This window comes from Rhodopila sp. (assembly GCF_965276935.1).
GTDB lineage: Bacteria > Pseudomonadota > Alphaproteobacteria > Acetobacterales > Acetobacteraceae > Rhodopila.
The window spans coordinates 2,231,093-2,245,801 of sequence record NZ_CBDIBS010000004.1; the positions used below are offsets into that span (position 1 = coordinate 2,231,093).

Sequence of the window (14,709 nt, forward strand, 5' to 3'; positions counted from 1 at the left end):
AGGTGGTTCCATTCGCGATTCAGGATCTGTTCAGGTATCTCGATTGCCCACGGCGCGGACACGGCGTTGAGCTCGGGCTGAAGACCGAGGTGGATGTTTTGCCATCAGCACCACAAGACGTCGCTGCCGTGCCATACAAGGTCTTGCTTGGCGCCCTTTGGCCGAGGCCGCGGGTCAGGACTTGGGCCCGTTGGTCTAAAAGAGGTTCAGATGGATGTCAGGCTGGAAGGGATGATTGGGACGATCGAGGGTGCCTGGTATGGGCTCTACCGCGAAACCGCGAAAATCGCCCAGGTCCCGGCGCAACAGGCTGATTTCCAGGACTTTGGGAATGGCTATGCCTTGGACAAACGCCATCCCGCCATAATTGTTCGCATGCAGATGCACCGGCAAATGATGCAGCGTGAGTTTCTCCATTAGCGTTATGACCTTGCCGAAAAATGCCGGCTCGTTGAGCCGGTCAAGATCATGGATTTCACAGACGATGACTTCAAACCGTTGAAGGCTTCGCGGATCAACCGACGAAAACACGTCATACTCGGCGCCTTCGATATCAAACTTCAGCAGCGGACGTTTGCCGCCGAGCGGTTCAAGTTTCGAACAGATATCGGTGAAGTCCAGGTAGCTGCCTTCACTGCTGGTTCCCCAACCAGCCTTGTAGAACGTGAAGTTGTCATGCGACGTCGGGGCGTGTTCGATCGTGTGATCAAATTGCAGGATACGCGCGCCGGCCTCCGCCAGTCGCAGATCGAAGCTGACATCGGAACCCACTCCGATCGACAGGACGACATCGCAACCAAGGCTGATCGCAGGTAGCACGTAGCCGCCGTCATAATCGTTGCCGACTCGAACTTTCTCGGCTGGAAGCATCGACCAGGGACGGATCATCCTGATGAGGTCCAGCACCTCTTTCTGAACGATTGCATGGGCACCGGGCATGACCGGTCCGACATCGGCCTTCGCCACCGGCGGAACGGCCGCGATTTGGGCTCCCCCCGCCGCCAGTTTCGCTAGTTGCCGCGCGGCGTTCTGCCAATTGAATACATCTAGAACCCGCCCACGCGCTGCGTTGAAATGCGTCCTTTCGAGGGTCTTGCCGACAGCGAAGCCGTCCATCGCACTGATCAGTGCCTCGAGATCAGGCTCGATGTATCGCCTGACGGACCCTTGCTCGGGCCGCTCGATCGCACGGAACTGTCCAGCGATCCGGCAAGCCACGCCGTCAGGACAGAAGTCATCGGTTGCCCCACCGTCCGTAACGATCACCGATGTGCCGCAGGCAATCGCCTCCAGCACCGGCAAATTGAAACCCTCGGCCCGATATGGCGAGACGTAGCAGTCCGCGATGCCATAGAGCGCCCGCAACTCCGCCCCGCTCAGATTGCCGCTGATCACCGAGATTGCCGCCAAGGTGTCGCTGGTCAGCAGTGATGGGTGATCCTTGCCGACGTTTTGGACCGTCTGCTCGGTCGTGACGCCGTACAGGCCGCGCTGGTCCTTGACGATCAGGCGCGCCCTGCGGCCCTGCTGGCGCAGCACGGCAAAAGCCCGCAGAAGCAGGTCGACGCCCTTGTTCCAAAACGAGCCGCCGACATTGACAAAGACGATCTCATCGTCGCGGATGTTGAGTGTGGCCCGGTTGATCGCGCGTTCCTCGCCGGTGAGCGGGCTGAAAACAGTGGTATCAACGCCAAGCGGAACGATCTTGACCTTGTCGGCGGCGAATCCGAATTCAACGATACGGTCGCGCGACCACGATGTCGTTGTTACGATGCAATTATCGTCGCGCGAAAAAAACCCATAGCGGCTCGGTTCGACCGCTAGGCTATTCCTCTCAAGCCCTAATTCGGTGATCATGAAGGTCAGGGTTCTGCGCCGGTCGTTGTCGGCTCCGGCGATGAAGGGGTAGGAGATCCGATAGACACAGTCAGTGTGGGCGTCCCCCGCGGGTGCGAGCGCGTCGATCTGCTGCTGTGCGATCGATGAAAAATTCGGCGCGTTGGTCTCCCGGCTCCACGCCTTGTTGAAGAATGGCAGATCCTGATGGAATAGCTGCAGGCCGTCGATCTTCAGCAACTCAAGGATCTGGTATTGGTTGATTAGCCCGTAGGAATGATTAAGCCCTCGCCATCCCTCGATGAGCAGCGCCGTGCGGGGCTGCGCCGCGACTTCGGTCCTGATCGGCGACCCGGTGTATGGCGGCATGTCATTCTCTATGTCTTGGTCGGCCTGGCTTGGCACGGGCGGCGTGGGACTAGGTTCGGCGATTTGTCGATCAGGGCAACCAGTCAGCGCCTATCCCACCGTGACAGTTGCGCGCCAGTCAGCGGTTACCGCGGCGGCAAAGCCTCGCGCCGAACCAGTTGCCCAGCATTGGGACAACTCGGGGCGTGCTCAAAGCGGAAGCCCGATGAACTGTTGGCGGTTGGACGAAGCGGAATCATCTGCTGCATCTCAGGCTCCGGAAAGGAACCCAACTCTGCCCTGCCGTTTGTTAAGGAAAGGTTAACACCTGACGTTGCCGCAGGCTACTTTCGGCGGTCGATCTCGTCGGACGCGTCCCGGCTGCTCGTCGTGAACCGGCGCACCCCGCGGGTCGCTACGTCCAGACCATTATCGATCGCCTCTTACTACATCCCGGCGCCTTGTGGCGCGACAAGCGACGCAATGCCGCCGATCGCGGGCAAAAGGACCCTCATGGCCGATAGCGCCGCCGCGCCCATCCACCTTCAAGGCAATCTGATGCAAGGCCGGCGCGGACGATGTGCCGGGGCAGCCGATCGTCCGGATGGCTGAACAGCATGGCGCCGTCAGTTGCAGCTATACGCCGTTCTTTGATCAGAATGTCTGCCTGCCGAACGGTGCCGTGGTGTTGTGCTGAATGGACTACGCGCTCAAGCACCGGATCGGCAACTTGCTGGAGCAGGATTATTACGACATGCTTGCCTCCGGCCGCCTGGCTCGGCTAGTCGGCGAGAACATCGACCCGCGCTTCTCTCGCAACTCGCTGTGCAAGATCTGCGATTGGGCGAAGCTACATCACGTCCAAGCGGTCAGGCAGTTCTGGCACAACGCCATGTGATGGGTGAAAGTTTGAGCATGCTGGAACGGCAACCGCGTTGAAATTCGTCAAAGCGGATCAACCCTATCACCGAATGTGTTCGTTGATCTGTATTACGCTCATTATGTTTCAATCGTTCAAGCCGATGGCCTCGAGGATCCAGGACTTTTTGTCCCTGAAGAACATATTGTCATGGTAGTAAAACGTCTGGACCAAAAAGTCCGTGCGCGAAGTCAGTCTCGGCACCTCCTTTTGGATTGAAGGTTAATGCTTCAAAAAACATTTTGCCGCATCAGACGTTTGTTTCTGAATACGCGGTGTCTGATATTCTTGATCCTTGCGATTACCGCGGCCCTGACGGCTCTGACGTTCCGACCCGCGATTGCTGGCAACGATGTGGCTATTCAGATTGTTGATGCATTCCAGGCTTTATTCGGTGTGCATGAGCATTTTCGGCCTGTGCATGCAAAGGGCATAGTTTGTGAGGGCAGCTTCATGCCGGCTCCAGGAGCAGCATCATTGAGCCAGGCTGCCCATTTACAGGGCGGCGATGTCCCTATTACGGTACAGTTTTCGGACTTTTCTGGAATACCCACGATCTCTGACAGTGGCGCCTTCGCCGGTCCGCGGGGCATGTCTATCAAGTTCATGCTTCCGGACGGGAGTGACACCGATATTGTCGCGCATTCCTACAATGGCTTCCCAGTCTCCACGCCTGAGGACTTTCTTGCCTTCCTGAAGGCGCTCGCGGCAGCGACCCATGGAGGCCCGTCCAAAGGTTCTGAACTCGACCAGTTTGCCGCCGCACATCCACACGCTCGCGAATTTTTAGATTCTCCCATGCCGGTCCCGCTCAGCTATGGCACGGAAAGCTTTTATGGAGTGAATGCGTTTCTGTTTACCAATGCTGCTGGTCAGAGCCGCTACGGGCGCTACATTATTCGGCCTTTGGCGGGGGAGGCGCACCTTACGCCAATGGATGCTGCTGGCCGCGGCCGCAATTTTCTGGCACAGGAGCTTTCAGGACGGCTGAAAGCAGGACCTGTGGAATTCCGTCTACTTGTTCAACTTGCGGAAGCAGGAGATAACGTCCGAGATGCCTCGGTGCCGTGGCCGCCAAATCGCCCCATCATCGAGCTTGGGACACTGTCACTTGGTAAACTTGCCGCTGATAATAGTGCGCTGCAGCGAGAGCTGTTTTTCACGCCCATGAACCTGCCACTAGGCATCGGAGGTTCAGGCGACCCATTACTTGCCGCTCGGACTCGGGCATATGGCAATTCCTACCACCGCCGCCACGACTAGAAGACATGCGGATGGTGATACACCGGATGCCGTACGGACCGTCGCATGACTCGGATGCCAAGTGTCCGGCCGTCGGCCCACGAACAGCAACGGCCAGCCCAATTCAACCGCGAAACCGCCCGCGCCTCTTGCCCCGGCCCATCGGGTTGTGCGACGACACATACAGTCGCGGACCGCGCCGAACATCGCGAGCAAGAGGTACAGATGGCCGACAGCGCCCCCGCACCAATCCCCCACCTCCAAGGCAGCCTGATGCAAGGCCGGCGGGGCCTCATCATGGGCGTGGCGAACGACCGGTCGCTCGCCTGGGGCATCGCCGCCGCCTGCGCCGCGCAGGGCGCCGACCTCGCCTTCACCTTCCAGGGCGAGGCGCTGGAGCGGCGGGTGCGCCCGCTGGCGGCACAGGCCGGGTCCAATCTGCTCTTCCCCTGCGACGTGGCCGACGAGGCCAGCATCGACGCCGCCTTCGCCAGCCTGCGGGACCGCTGGGACGGGCTGGACTTCCTGGTCCATGCCATCGGTTTCGCCGACAAGAACTTCCTGCGCGGCCGCTACCTGGATACCCCGCGGGCGGCGTTCCAGCAGGCGATGGACATCTCCTGCTATTCCTTCACCTCGGTCTGCCAGCGGGCGGTGCCGATGATGAAGCCGGGCGGCAGCCTGCTGACCTTGACCTACCTCGGCGCCGAACGCTGGGTGCCGCACTACAACGTCATGGGCGTGGCCAAGGCGGCGCTGGAAGCGTCGGTGCGCTATCTCGCCGCCGATCTGGGGTCGGCCGGCATCCGCGTCAACGCCATCAGCGCCGGCCCGATCAAGACACTGGCCGCCTCGGGCATCGGCGACTTCCGCTACATCCTGCGCTGGAACCAGCTCAATTCGCCGATGCGGCGCAACGTCACCATCGAGGAGGTCGGCGGCGCCGCCGTCTATCTGCTGTCCGACCTCGCCGCCGGCGTGACCGGCGCGGTGCAGCACGTCGACTGCGGCTACAACATCGTCGGCATGAAGCATCCGGACGCGCCCGACATCGCCGTGGTGGAGGGCTGACAGCTCGGCGGCATGTCGCACAACAGCTTCGGCCACCTGTTTCGCGTCACCACCTGGGGCGAGAGCCACGGCCCATCCATCGGCGCCGTGGTGGACGGCTGCCCGCCACGCCTGCCATTGACCGAGGCGGACATCCAGCCCTGGCTCGACCGCCGCCGCCCCGGCCAGTCCAGGTTCACCACCCAGCGTCAGGAACCCGACCAGGTGCGCATCCTGTCCGGCGTGTTCGAGGGCCTGACCACCGGCACGCCGATCAGCCTGATGATCGACAACCAGGACCAGCGGTCGCGTGACTACGCCGCCATCGCGGCACAATTCCGGCCTGGGCACGCCGACCTGACCTATGACCTGAAATACGGCATCCGCGACTATCGCGGCGGCGGCCGCGCCTCGGCCCGGGAAACCGCCATGCGCGTTGCCGCCGGCGCCATCGCCCGCCACGTTCTGGGTCTGGGCGCGACCATCCGCGGCGCGCTCGTCCAGATCGGCCCGCACGCCATCGACCGCGCCCGCTGGGACTGGGCGGCAATTGAACAGAACCCGTTCTTCTGCCCGGACCCGGTGATGGCGCGCACCTGGGAAGCCTACCTCGGCGACGTCCGCAAGGCCGGCTCCTCCGCCGGCGCGGTAATCGAGGTGATGGCCGACGGCGTGCCGCCCGGCCTGGGCGCGCCGATTTACGGCAAGCTCGACGCCGACATCGCCGGCGCGCTGATGTCGATCAACGCTGTCAAGGGTGTCGAAATCGGCGACGGCTTCGCGGCGGCGTCACTGTCGGGTGAGGCGAACGCCGACGAGATGCGGATGCAGGACGGCCGCGTGGTGTTCGGCTCGAACCATGCTGGCGGCATCCTCGGCGGCATCTCCACTAGCCAGCCGATCGTGGCGCGCTTCGCGGTCAAGCCGACCAGCTCCATCCTGGCATCGCGTGCCTCGGTGGACCGCTTCGGCCAGGACATCGATGTCGTCACCAGGGGCCGTCACGACCCGTGCGTCGGCATCCGCGCCGTTCCGGTGGGGGAGGCCATGCTGGCTTGCGTCCTGGCTGACCATCTGCTGCGGCATCGGGCACAGAACCCGGATGCGCCCATGGCGCCCCGCCTGCCGCGCAACTGATCGCTAGGCATCATCAACCCGCCTTGACGGTTCGAAATAAACGCGCGTGTATGATGTGTTTTTAACAACACGCAAGACGTCATGATCCCGCACCTCACCTTTGCCGCATCAGCAACAACGGAGCCTTTCGTTCGCCTGATCGGTGGCGAACGCTGGCGTCAACGCCTTGCGGAGATCCGCGATCTGGCCGCGGCCGGTCCCCGCGCCGGCCAAGCGATCCGCCAGCGGCACGCTCTGGAACTCACCGTCGAGAAGTTGCGGCGGGTGCGCAACGCGCCGCTTTCGGTTTCCGAGGCGCTGCTGGGGCGTCTCGCGGTGGAAATCCCGCTGCTCGCCGCCAGCCTGTCGCCAGCCGGCCGTGATCGCCTGCTCGAGCGGCTCTGGCTTGCGCTGACCGATCAAAATACCCTGATTCCGGTGTTTCATCTGATCCGCACCGCCATGCTGCAACGCGCCCGCGGTTTCGCCGTGGTGTTTACCGGCCTGGAAAACGACACCCCGCACGACCTGCTGCTGACGCGGAATGCGACCGAAGCGGAAGTCGCCTGCGATGTTCTGACGGCCGAGGAAGGCCGTGACGTGCACCGTGGCGCCTGGTTCCGCTTGGCCGACCGGATCGATCCGGACCTGCAGACATGGCTGGCGGCACATCCTGGACGGTATCTGCTCAAGATGACCCTGCCGCAGGGCCTGCGCGGCGGCCTGCACGATTCCGGCCCGGACAGCGAGCCGCTGGCGCATCTGCACCAGCGTATCACCACCATGCTGGAAACTAGGACCCGGCAGGATTACGACCCGGCGATCGTGCTGCGTCTCGATCCGCTGCTGCTGGCGGGCGCGCAGGCGGAGGACATGGGACTGCTGTCCTCGCTGCGGCGGGAATTCGGGCCGGAAGCGCATCTGTCGGTCACAACCGCCGGCGGTGGCGTCTTCGTGATGGCCGCCCGCGCCGGTCGGGAAAACGAGGTCGCCATCGCCATCCGCCACCGGCTGGCCGCGCTCGCGCCGGTCCGCCTGAGCGGCGAGCGGCCCGGCATCCTGTCGATGTTTGTCGAGGACACCGACCGGCTGGAATGGCGCGGCCTGCGCGAACGGCTGGAGTTGGAGGGCGAGGCCCGTCAATTCATGACCAACAAGGCAGCCCGACCCGTGGTTGCCGTGACCTTTGCGTCCCGGCTGGAGCTGTTCGGCCTCGGCGAGCCCGATGCCGCGGCGGAAGGCGAGATCAGGTTTCGCAACCCAGGCCACCCCGCCGCGGGAATCGCGGCGCTGGCGCCCGCGGTGCTGTCGTCTGGTTGATCGCGCGATGGTGTGATCGGCGCCGGTATCGGTTTAAGCGAGACGCCACCTCATATCCAACGCTTCGGCGTGTTGCCGCCTTGTCTTCTTGGCTGGATGCGCGGATCGGCTGGCGATTGGAGAGGTGGAGCATGACGGACGCTGAGTACAGTCAGAAACTGGACGAACTGGATCAGCTTTTGAATGACCCTGCGGTGCCGATGCAGCCGGATCGGATCTGGTCGCTGCTGGCCGATGTTTCCGGGCGCGACCTGACGCCTCCGGCCAGGGGCGGGACCAGCGAAATACCATCCATGGCAGGGCGGTAGACCGGGCGCGGCCATTCCAACATGTCAGCCAACGACCCAAGATACCATACGTCATCACCCAAGGGCTCAAGCCACACGCAGCCTCGCAGTGGCTCGGTCCTCGCGTCTTGCCACTTCAGCAGCAATGCGCCGGGTTTCGCGTTCAAATCCGCGCGGAGAAGAGCCTCCGTCGTTCAATCGCCAGAGAGATAGCTGGCCTCCGTACTCCAGCCAAGTGACGGCCCGGTGCCTCGATATGCTCGGTTCATGAGCGCGACGATGGTCGGGATGTCGTCGTCCTCGACGGGTATGAACACGCTGCCTCTTTCCTGCTTCCTTTCGTGCAGCGACTCCTTACCGGAAGCGGCAGCGAACTGCGATATGGACGTGTTGGGTCAAGCCGGCGCTGGAAGTCGCCGGGCGATCTGAACCGAACTTTCGGCTCCGCTACGACCGGACCCCTAACTCGCTGGCTTCGGGCATATCGGTTTCCCTCGGCCAAGGGACGGCTGCCATTGCTCAAGACGCCCGCCGCATAGCTCTGTCGACGCCCTGTCTGGTTTGGCGTTGTGCCGTTCGCCACATCAGTGTGATCTGCGTTCACGAACCGACGGCCGTCGCCGGTCTAGTCCGTCACATCGCGGTGCGGCGCGAACCCGAGGCAAACTCGGGGGTTGCCATTGGGCGTCACCCAGAATGGAGATTTCAATGGCTGAGGATGTGCGAGTTGCCGCTTTTCTACACGCAAAGGCGAGCCAGGATCACGCCGTTCGAGATGCGGCCCTGGCCTGCGTCGAGCCGACCCGCGCGGAGGCCGGCAACGAGATGTATGTGCTGCATCGCGACGCCCAGGATCCCCTGCTGTTCGTCTTCATGGAGCACTGGAAAAGCCAGCAGGCGCTTGATCAGCACATGCAGACGCCGCATTTCAAGGCCTTGACGCAGGCGCTGGATGGCAAGCTGGCCCAACCGATGATCGTCCACGTCCTGCACCCGGTGTAAATCAACGCGCGGTCCGTCCGCTCGGCCTGGCCGGCTGGCGGCGCACCATGCTCTCGACGCCACGGCGACCGCGCAACCGCCGTGGACGCCTCGCGGTGCCGGCCTTGCCTTGACACAGGTTTGGATGGCTACCCTGTGACCCATCTTGACCACGTCCCTACGCGATCGCCTCCCGTCCCATCGCCAGGAACTTCTCCCGTCGCCTGCTCCGCAACGTCGCCGCGTCCAGGCCGTCGAGAGCCGCCAGCGCCTCCTGCACCGCTTGTCCGACCGCCTGCAGGGTGGCCGGCTTGTCCCGCTGCGCGCCGCCCAGCGGTTCGGCGATCACCTGGTCCACCAGCTTCAGCCGCAGCAGGTCTTCGGCCGTCAGCTTCAGCGCCTCCGCCGCCGCCGGCGCCTGCGCCGCATCGCGCCACAGGATCGAGGCGCATCCCTCCGGCGAGATGACCGAATACACCGCATACTCCAGCATCAGCACCCGGTCGCCGGTGGCCAGCGCGACCGCGCCGCCGGAGCCGCCTTCGCCGATGATGGTGGCGACGATCGGCACCGGCGCCTCCAGGCAGGCCTCGATCGAGCGGGCGATCGCCTCCGCCTGGCCGCGGGCTTCCGCATCGATCCCCGGAAACGCGCCGGAGGTGTCGATGAACGTCAGGATGGGCAGCCCGAAGCGCCCGGCCAGCTCGATCAGTCGCCGCGCCTTGCGGTAGCCCTCCGGCCTCGCCATGCCGAAGTTGTGCTTGACGCGAGATTCGGTGTCGGTGCCTTTCTCGGTGCCGAGAACCATGACCGAGCGTCCCTGAAACCGGCCCATGCCGCCCAGCACGGCGGCGTCGTCGGCGAAGGCGCGATCGCCCGCCAGCGGCGTGAACTCGGTGATCAGGCCATCAATGTAATCCTGCGCCTTCGGCCGGTCCGGGTGACGCGCGACCTGGGTCTTTTGCCACGGAGTCAGGCGGCCGTAGGTGGTCCGAAGCTGCTTGTCGGCCACCGCCGTCAGGCGGGCGATCTCATCGGTGATGTTGATGCCGTCCGGCTCCGACATCCGCCGAAGCTCCTCGATCTTGCCCTCAAGTTCGGCGATCGGCCTTTCGAAATCGAGGAAATGTCGCATGCGGCGCGCCGTTTAGAGCAATATCAGCCTGACTGGAATAGCGAAGCGATCTCAGGCTGATGAAATTGCTCGTGAAACACAGCTAGAGCGGTTCCACGCTTGGTGGAACTGCTCTGGCACATTTTCGGGCCAGCGAAAGAATGTCCAGGCGAGGATTGCAAAGAACATCGCCCGAAAGATCGCGCCAATGCAGGCGCCGCTGTCTTGACGTGGACGGCTGGCAAACCACGTCTCGACTTCGGATGTAGCCTCGGCTACACTATGTGGTGAAGGGCGCAGGGTATGGCCGATACTTTATCTTTCCTGGAAATCGAGCACCGTCAAGGATGAACGATGCGGTAACGGTTGCAACCCTGTCCGATCGGACCTCGACCGCGGCGCGCACCGCGCTGTCCGGGCGGCGCGGCGGACTGCGGGGCTTTCTGCCCTTTATCGGCCCGGCGGTCGTCGCCTCCATCGCCTATATGGATCCCGGCAACTTCGCCACCAACATCCAGGCCGGCGCGCGCCACGGCTATATGCTGCTGTGGGTCGTGCTGCTGGCGAACGTCATCGCCATGCTGTTCCAGGCGCTCTCCGCCCGCCTGGGCATCGTTACCGGCCACAGCCTGGCGACGCTGTGCCGGCTGCATTTCCCTCGACCCCTGGTCATCGCCATGTGGATCGGCAGCGAGGTCGCCGCCATGGCCACCGATCTGGCGGAGTCCGTGGGTGCTGCGATCGGCATCAGCCTGCTGCTGCATCTGTCGCTGATGAACGGGCTGCTGATCACCTTCGCCATCACCTGGGGCCTGCTGATGGTGCAATCCCGCGGCTTCCGCCCGATCGAACTGATCATCACCGGCTTCGTCGGCATAATCGGTCTGTCATATCTGATCGAGATGATCATCGCCCCGCCGGACTGGGGCGCCTTCGCCTTCCACAGCGTGGTGCCGCGGTTGACCAACGCCGATAGCGTGGCGCTTTCGGTCGGCATCATCGGCGCCACCGTCATGCCGCACGCCATCTACCTGCACTCCGCCATGATGCCGGGGCGGGTGCATGCGCAGGGCGACGCGGAACGCCGGCGGCTGCTGCTGTTCTCCAACATCGAGGTGGTGGCGGCGCTGACGGTCGCCGGGCTGATCAACATGGCGATGCTGGCGATGGCGGCGACGATGTTCCATCGTGGTCATGCCGACGTGGGCGAGATCAAGACCGCCTACCATACACTGCTGCCGCTGCTGGGCGGCGTGGCGGCGGCCGCGTTCATGACCTCCCTGCTCGCGTCGGGGATCTCCAGTTCAGTGGTCGGCACCATGGCCGGCCAGTCCATCATGCAGGATTTTGTCGGCTTCCGTATACCGCTGTGGGTGCGGCGGGTGGCAACCCTGCTGCCGGCGCTGGTGGTGGTTTGGGCCGGCGTGCAGCCGACCCAGGCCCTGGTGCTCAGCCAGGTGGTCCTGAGCCTGTTCTTGCCGGTGCCGATGATCGCCCTGCTGGTGCTGATCCGCCGCCCGGCGGTGATGGCGCAGTTCGCCATCAACCGCTTTGTTCAGACGCTGGCGGTGATCGCAACCGTGACGGTGCTCGGCCTTAACGTGATTTTATTGTTGCAAACCTTGGGCATTTCGCCAGACCTGTTCGCCAGCACCTGACTGATCATGTTTGCCATGGCGCAATCCCCCGCTCGGCCGGCCGCCGACACGGCGCTGCCAGCCGAACCCACCCAGGCCAACCGGTTCGGCAAGGCCCGTACCGCGCAATCCGGCGCGCTGCTTGAAGACTACGTCGAACTCATCTCCGACCTCCTCACCAACGGCGGTGAAGCTCGGCCGACCGATATCGCCCGCCGACTGGGTGTGGCGCATGCCACCACGATCAAGACGATCGGCCGACTGAAGCGGGAGGGGCTCGCGGTCGCCAAACCGTATCGTGGCGTGTTCCTGACCGAGGCAGGGGAGACCCTGGCCGCCCGTGTGCGCGCGCGTCATCGGGTCGTGGTGGATTTGCTGTTGGCCGTCGGCGTGCCGTCGGAAGCGGCGGAGTCGGACGCCGAAGGCATCGAGCACCATGTCTCGGACGCGACGCTGGCGGCATTCGCCCGGTTTTTGAAGCCACGCACTTGAGCTCGCCATCGTGGCGACGCCGGCTTGAGGCGGTTTCAAAACCGGTATTGGTGCCTGCCGGTCGGCCTATGCGGACATGACGGGCCCAACAGGCCAAAGCTCGATACCTGGCCTGCAACTTGTGGCCAGCCAAGAACGATATGCTGCCATCTCCCGTCGCATCGGTGGCGACGTGGAGCGGATCAAGACGCGCCTTCTTGCTGACGCGCCGGCAGTCTGGACGTTGGCGTTCTGGCTTCTGCTAGACTGACATCCGACCGGACGGTTGCGATGCAGTGCTGACATCAAGTCCGTTTTCGATGCTCCACCCGACAAGGCGGAAGACACCCAGCTTGATGCCGCGACCAAAGCTGACATCAGGCGTGGCCTGGGCATCCCAAACGCGGCGGCGGGAATGGCTGCTGAAGCTGGTCCGAGGCGAGCGGGCGGCATCCCCCATTGCCTGATGCGCGAATGGGTGGCGGAATGTCCCTGTCTCATGCACGACAGGACCACCCGCGGCGGCATCCGCATTCCCTGGCTTCGCGATGGGTTTCGACGAGACCCAACGAAGCCTTGAGTCGTCATTGGGGCACCCTCGCGCCATGTTTCCACGTCGCTCGGTCCATACGATCTCCCTTGCCAGACCTACGCCTGTGCCCGCCATTGCCTGCCCCGCCGGTTTCCCCTATTTCCAGCCGACCGGCTTCGTCCGAACCCATGTCATCAGCAAGGTGTAACGAGATGGCTGATTTTGTCATTCCCCCTCCCGCGATCACCGCCGTGCCGGTCGCCGGCGGCGGTGTGTTTCCGGTCCGCCGGGTGTTCTGCGTCGGCCGCAACTATGCGGAACATTCGCGGGAGATGGGCAGCGACCCCGACCGGGAGCCGCCGTTCTTCTTCATGAAGCCAGCCGACGCGCTGCTGCTGAACGATGCCGACATGCCGTATCCGCCGAAAAGCACGCAGCTTCATCACGAGATGGAGCTGGTCGTCGCGATCGGCGAGGGCGGCGCGAACATCGCCGAGGCCGACGCGCTGGCGCATGTGTGGGGCTATGCCGCCGGCCTGGACATGACCCGCCGCGACCTGCAGAACGCCGCCAAGAAGGAAGGCAAGCCCTGGGACATGGGCAAGGGGTTCGACCACTCCGCGCCGATCGGCCTGATGGTGCCGGCGTCCAAGGTCGGGCATCCGGCGTCCGGGCTGATCGAGCTGAAGGTGAATGGCCGCGTCCGCCAGACCTCCGACCTGTCGAAGATGATTTGGAATGTTGCGGAGACGATCGCCTACCTGTCCGGGCTGGTGAAGCTGGCGGCCGGCGACCTGATCTACACCGGCACGCCGGAGAACGTGGCGGGTGTGGAGCGCGGCGATCTGCTGGAAGGCGTGGTCGAGGGTGTCGGCACGGTGCGGACCCGCATCGTCTGATGCCTGGTCTGCGGGTCGCGACCTGGAACATCAACTCGCTGCGCCTGAGGGTCGGATTGCTGGACCATCTGGTCGAGGCACTGAACCCCGACGTAATCTGCCTGCAGGAGACCAAGGTGCCCGACCCGCTGTTCCCGGCCGAGGCGTTGCAGCCGCTAGGCTACCCGCACACCGTGTTCCGCGGCATGAAGGGCTACAACGGCGTCGCCATCCTGTCCCGCCTGCCGATGGAGGTACACGATGCCGCGCCGGACTGGTGCGGCAAGGGCGACTGCCGGCACGTGGCGGCGCGGATTTCGACACCCAGCGGGCCGATCGAACTGCATAATTTCTATGTGCCGGCTGGCGGCGACGTGCCGGATCGGATGGAGAACCCGAAATACGGCCACAAGCTGGCGTTCATTGCCGAAACCCGCGCCTGGTTCGCGGCCCAGCCCGGTCTGCCGCGCACCGTGCTGGTGGGCGACCTGAACATCGCGCCGCTGGAGAACGATGTCTGGAGCCACCGGCAGTTGCTCGACGTGGTCAGCCACACGCCCGCCGAAACCGCGGGTCTGAACGCCTGGATGAACGCCGGCTTCATTGATGCCGTGCGACATTTCGTGCCGGCCGAGCAGAAGCTGTTCACCTGGTGGTCCTACCGCAACAAGGACTGGCGCATCGCGGACCGCGGGCGAAGGCTGGACCATGTCTGGGTCACCCCGGATCTGCGGTCCATGCTGAAAAGCCAAACGATCCTGCGCGATGCGCGGGATTGGCCGCGTGGGTCGGACCATGTGCCGGTGTGCGTGGAGATGACGGTTTAGCAGCCTGCCGGAATAAGGGTCTCTGCGCGATAACCGTTAATGGCGCGGCACCATGCGGACATCATGAATGTACAAGCTGGTTCAAAGCTCATACAGGGGCTGAAGCCTATGCGGTCGGCGCCGGCCGGACCGCCGGCGGATGCCGAACCCG

Annotated in this window: 14 protein-coding genes; 11 read left to right on the plus strand and 3 right to left on the minus strand. The window is 63.8% G+C overall.

Going from position 1 to position 14,709, the window contains the following annotated elements:
• Positions 1-195: 195 nt before the first annotated feature.
• Positions 196-2,205 carry a glycosyltransferase gene (locus ACQY4S_RS26680; RefSeq protein WP_428488210.1) on the minus strand — a complete coding sequence of 670 codons (2,010 nt, stop codon included), beginning with the start codon at positions 2,203-2,205 and terminating at the stop codon, positions 196-198.
• 676 nt (positions 2,206-2,881) lie between these two features.
• On the opposite strand from ACQY4S_RS26680, the gene ACQY4S_RS26685 reads away from it, so the two are divergent.
• From ACQY4S_RS26685 to ACQY4S_RS26710, 6 genes are all read left to right on the plus strand, one after another.
• On the plus strand, positions 2,882-3,082 hold the full coding sequence (locus ACQY4S_RS26685; RefSeq protein WP_428488211.1) for a hypothetical protein: 201 nt from the start codon (positions 2,882-2,884) through the stop codon (positions 3,080-3,082).
• A gap of 246 nt (positions 3,083-3,328) precedes the next feature.
• The gene (locus tag ACQY4S_RS26690; RefSeq protein ID WP_428488212.1) at positions 3,329-4,366 is read left to right on the plus strand and encodes a catalase family peroxidase; all 1,038 of its coding nucleotides are present in this window, start codon (positions 3,329-3,331) and stop codon (positions 4,364-4,366) included.
• A 204-nt stretch (positions 4,367-4,570) separates the two neighbouring features.
• Positions 4,571-5,416, plus strand: a complete 846-nt coding sequence (fabI, locus tag ACQY4S_RS26695; RefSeq protein ID WP_428488213.1) for an enoyl-ACP reductase FabI — start codon at positions 4,571-4,573, stop codon at positions 5,414-5,416.
• A gap of 12 nt (positions 5,417-5,428) precedes the next feature.
• Complete coding sequence (gene aroC / locus ACQY4S_RS26700) at positions 5,429-6,532, plus strand: chorismate synthase (protein ID WP_428488214.1); 1,104 nt, start codon at positions 5,429-5,431, stop codon at positions 6,530-6,532.
• An 81-nt stretch (positions 6,533-6,613) separates the two neighbouring features.
• On the plus strand, positions 6,614-7,831 hold the full coding sequence (locus tag ACQY4S_RS26705; protein WP_428488215.1) for a hypothetical protein: 1,218 nt from the start codon (positions 6,614-6,616) through the stop codon (positions 7,829-7,831).
• A 131-nt stretch (positions 7,832-7,962) separates the two neighbouring features.
• A complete protein-coding gene (locus ACQY4S_RS26710; protein ID WP_428488216.1) occupies positions 7,963-8,139 on the plus strand; it encodes a hypothetical protein in 177 nt (58 codons plus the stop codon).
• Positions 8,140-8,312: 173 nt separating this feature from the next.
• On the opposite strand, the gene ACQY4S_RS26715 is transcribed toward ACQY4S_RS26710, so the two are convergent.
• Positions 8,313-8,435, minus strand: coding sequence for a hypothetical protein (locus ACQY4S_RS26715; RefSeq protein WP_428488217.1), 123 nt, complete (start codon positions 8,433-8,435; stop codon positions 8,313-8,315).
• Between the two features lie 391 nt (positions 8,436-8,826).
• Between ACQY4S_RS26715 and ACQY4S_RS26720 the strand changes: the two genes are divergently transcribed.
• Complete coding sequence (locus ACQY4S_RS26720) at positions 8,827-9,120, plus strand: putative quinol monooxygenase (protein WP_428488218.1); 294 nt, start codon at positions 8,827-8,829, stop codon at positions 9,118-9,120.
• Positions 9,121-9,277: 157 nt separating this feature from the next.
• Here the strand turns inward: ACQY4S_RS26720 and ACQY4S_RS26725 are convergent, their stop codons facing one another.
• The gene (locus ACQY4S_RS26725) at positions 9,278-10,234 is read right to left on the minus strand and encodes an acetyl-CoA carboxylase carboxyltransferase subunit alpha (RefSeq protein WP_428488219.1); all 957 of its coding nucleotides are present in this window, start codon (positions 10,232-10,234) and stop codon (positions 9,278-9,280) included.
• A 326-nt stretch (positions 10,235-10,560) separates the two neighbouring features.
• On the opposite strand from ACQY4S_RS26725, the gene ACQY4S_RS26730 reads away from it, so the two are divergent.
• The 4 genes from ACQY4S_RS26730 to ACQY4S_RS26745 all read left to right on the plus strand — a co-directional run bounded on the left by ACQY4S_RS26730 (position 10,561) and on the right by ACQY4S_RS26745 (position 14,558).
• On the plus strand, positions 10,561-11,871 hold the full coding sequence (locus ACQY4S_RS26730; RefSeq protein ID WP_428488220.1) for an Nramp family divalent metal transporter: 1,311 nt from the start codon (positions 10,561-10,563) through the stop codon (positions 11,869-11,871).
• 15 nt (positions 11,872-11,886) lie between these two features.
• The gene (gene mntR / locus ACQY4S_RS26735; RefSeq protein WP_428488221.1) at positions 11,887-12,342 is read left to right on the plus strand and encodes a manganese-binding transcriptional regulator MntR; all 456 of its coding nucleotides are present in this window, start codon (positions 11,887-11,889) and stop codon (positions 12,340-12,342) included.
• Between the two features lie 723 nt (positions 12,343-13,065).
• The gene (locus ACQY4S_RS26740) at positions 13,066-13,752 is read left to right on the plus strand and encodes a fumarylacetoacetate hydrolase family protein (RefSeq protein WP_428488222.1); all 687 of its coding nucleotides are present in this window, start codon (positions 13,066-13,068) and stop codon (positions 13,750-13,752) included.
• Entirely contained in the window at positions 13,752-14,558 is an 807-nt protein-coding gene (locus ACQY4S_RS26745) for an exodeoxyribonuclease III (RefSeq protein WP_428488223.1), read from the plus strand. Before ACQY4S_RS26740 ends, ACQY4S_RS26745 begins: the two co-directional genes overlap by 1 nt.
• The last annotated feature ends 151 nt before the right edge of the window (positions 14,559-14,709 follow it).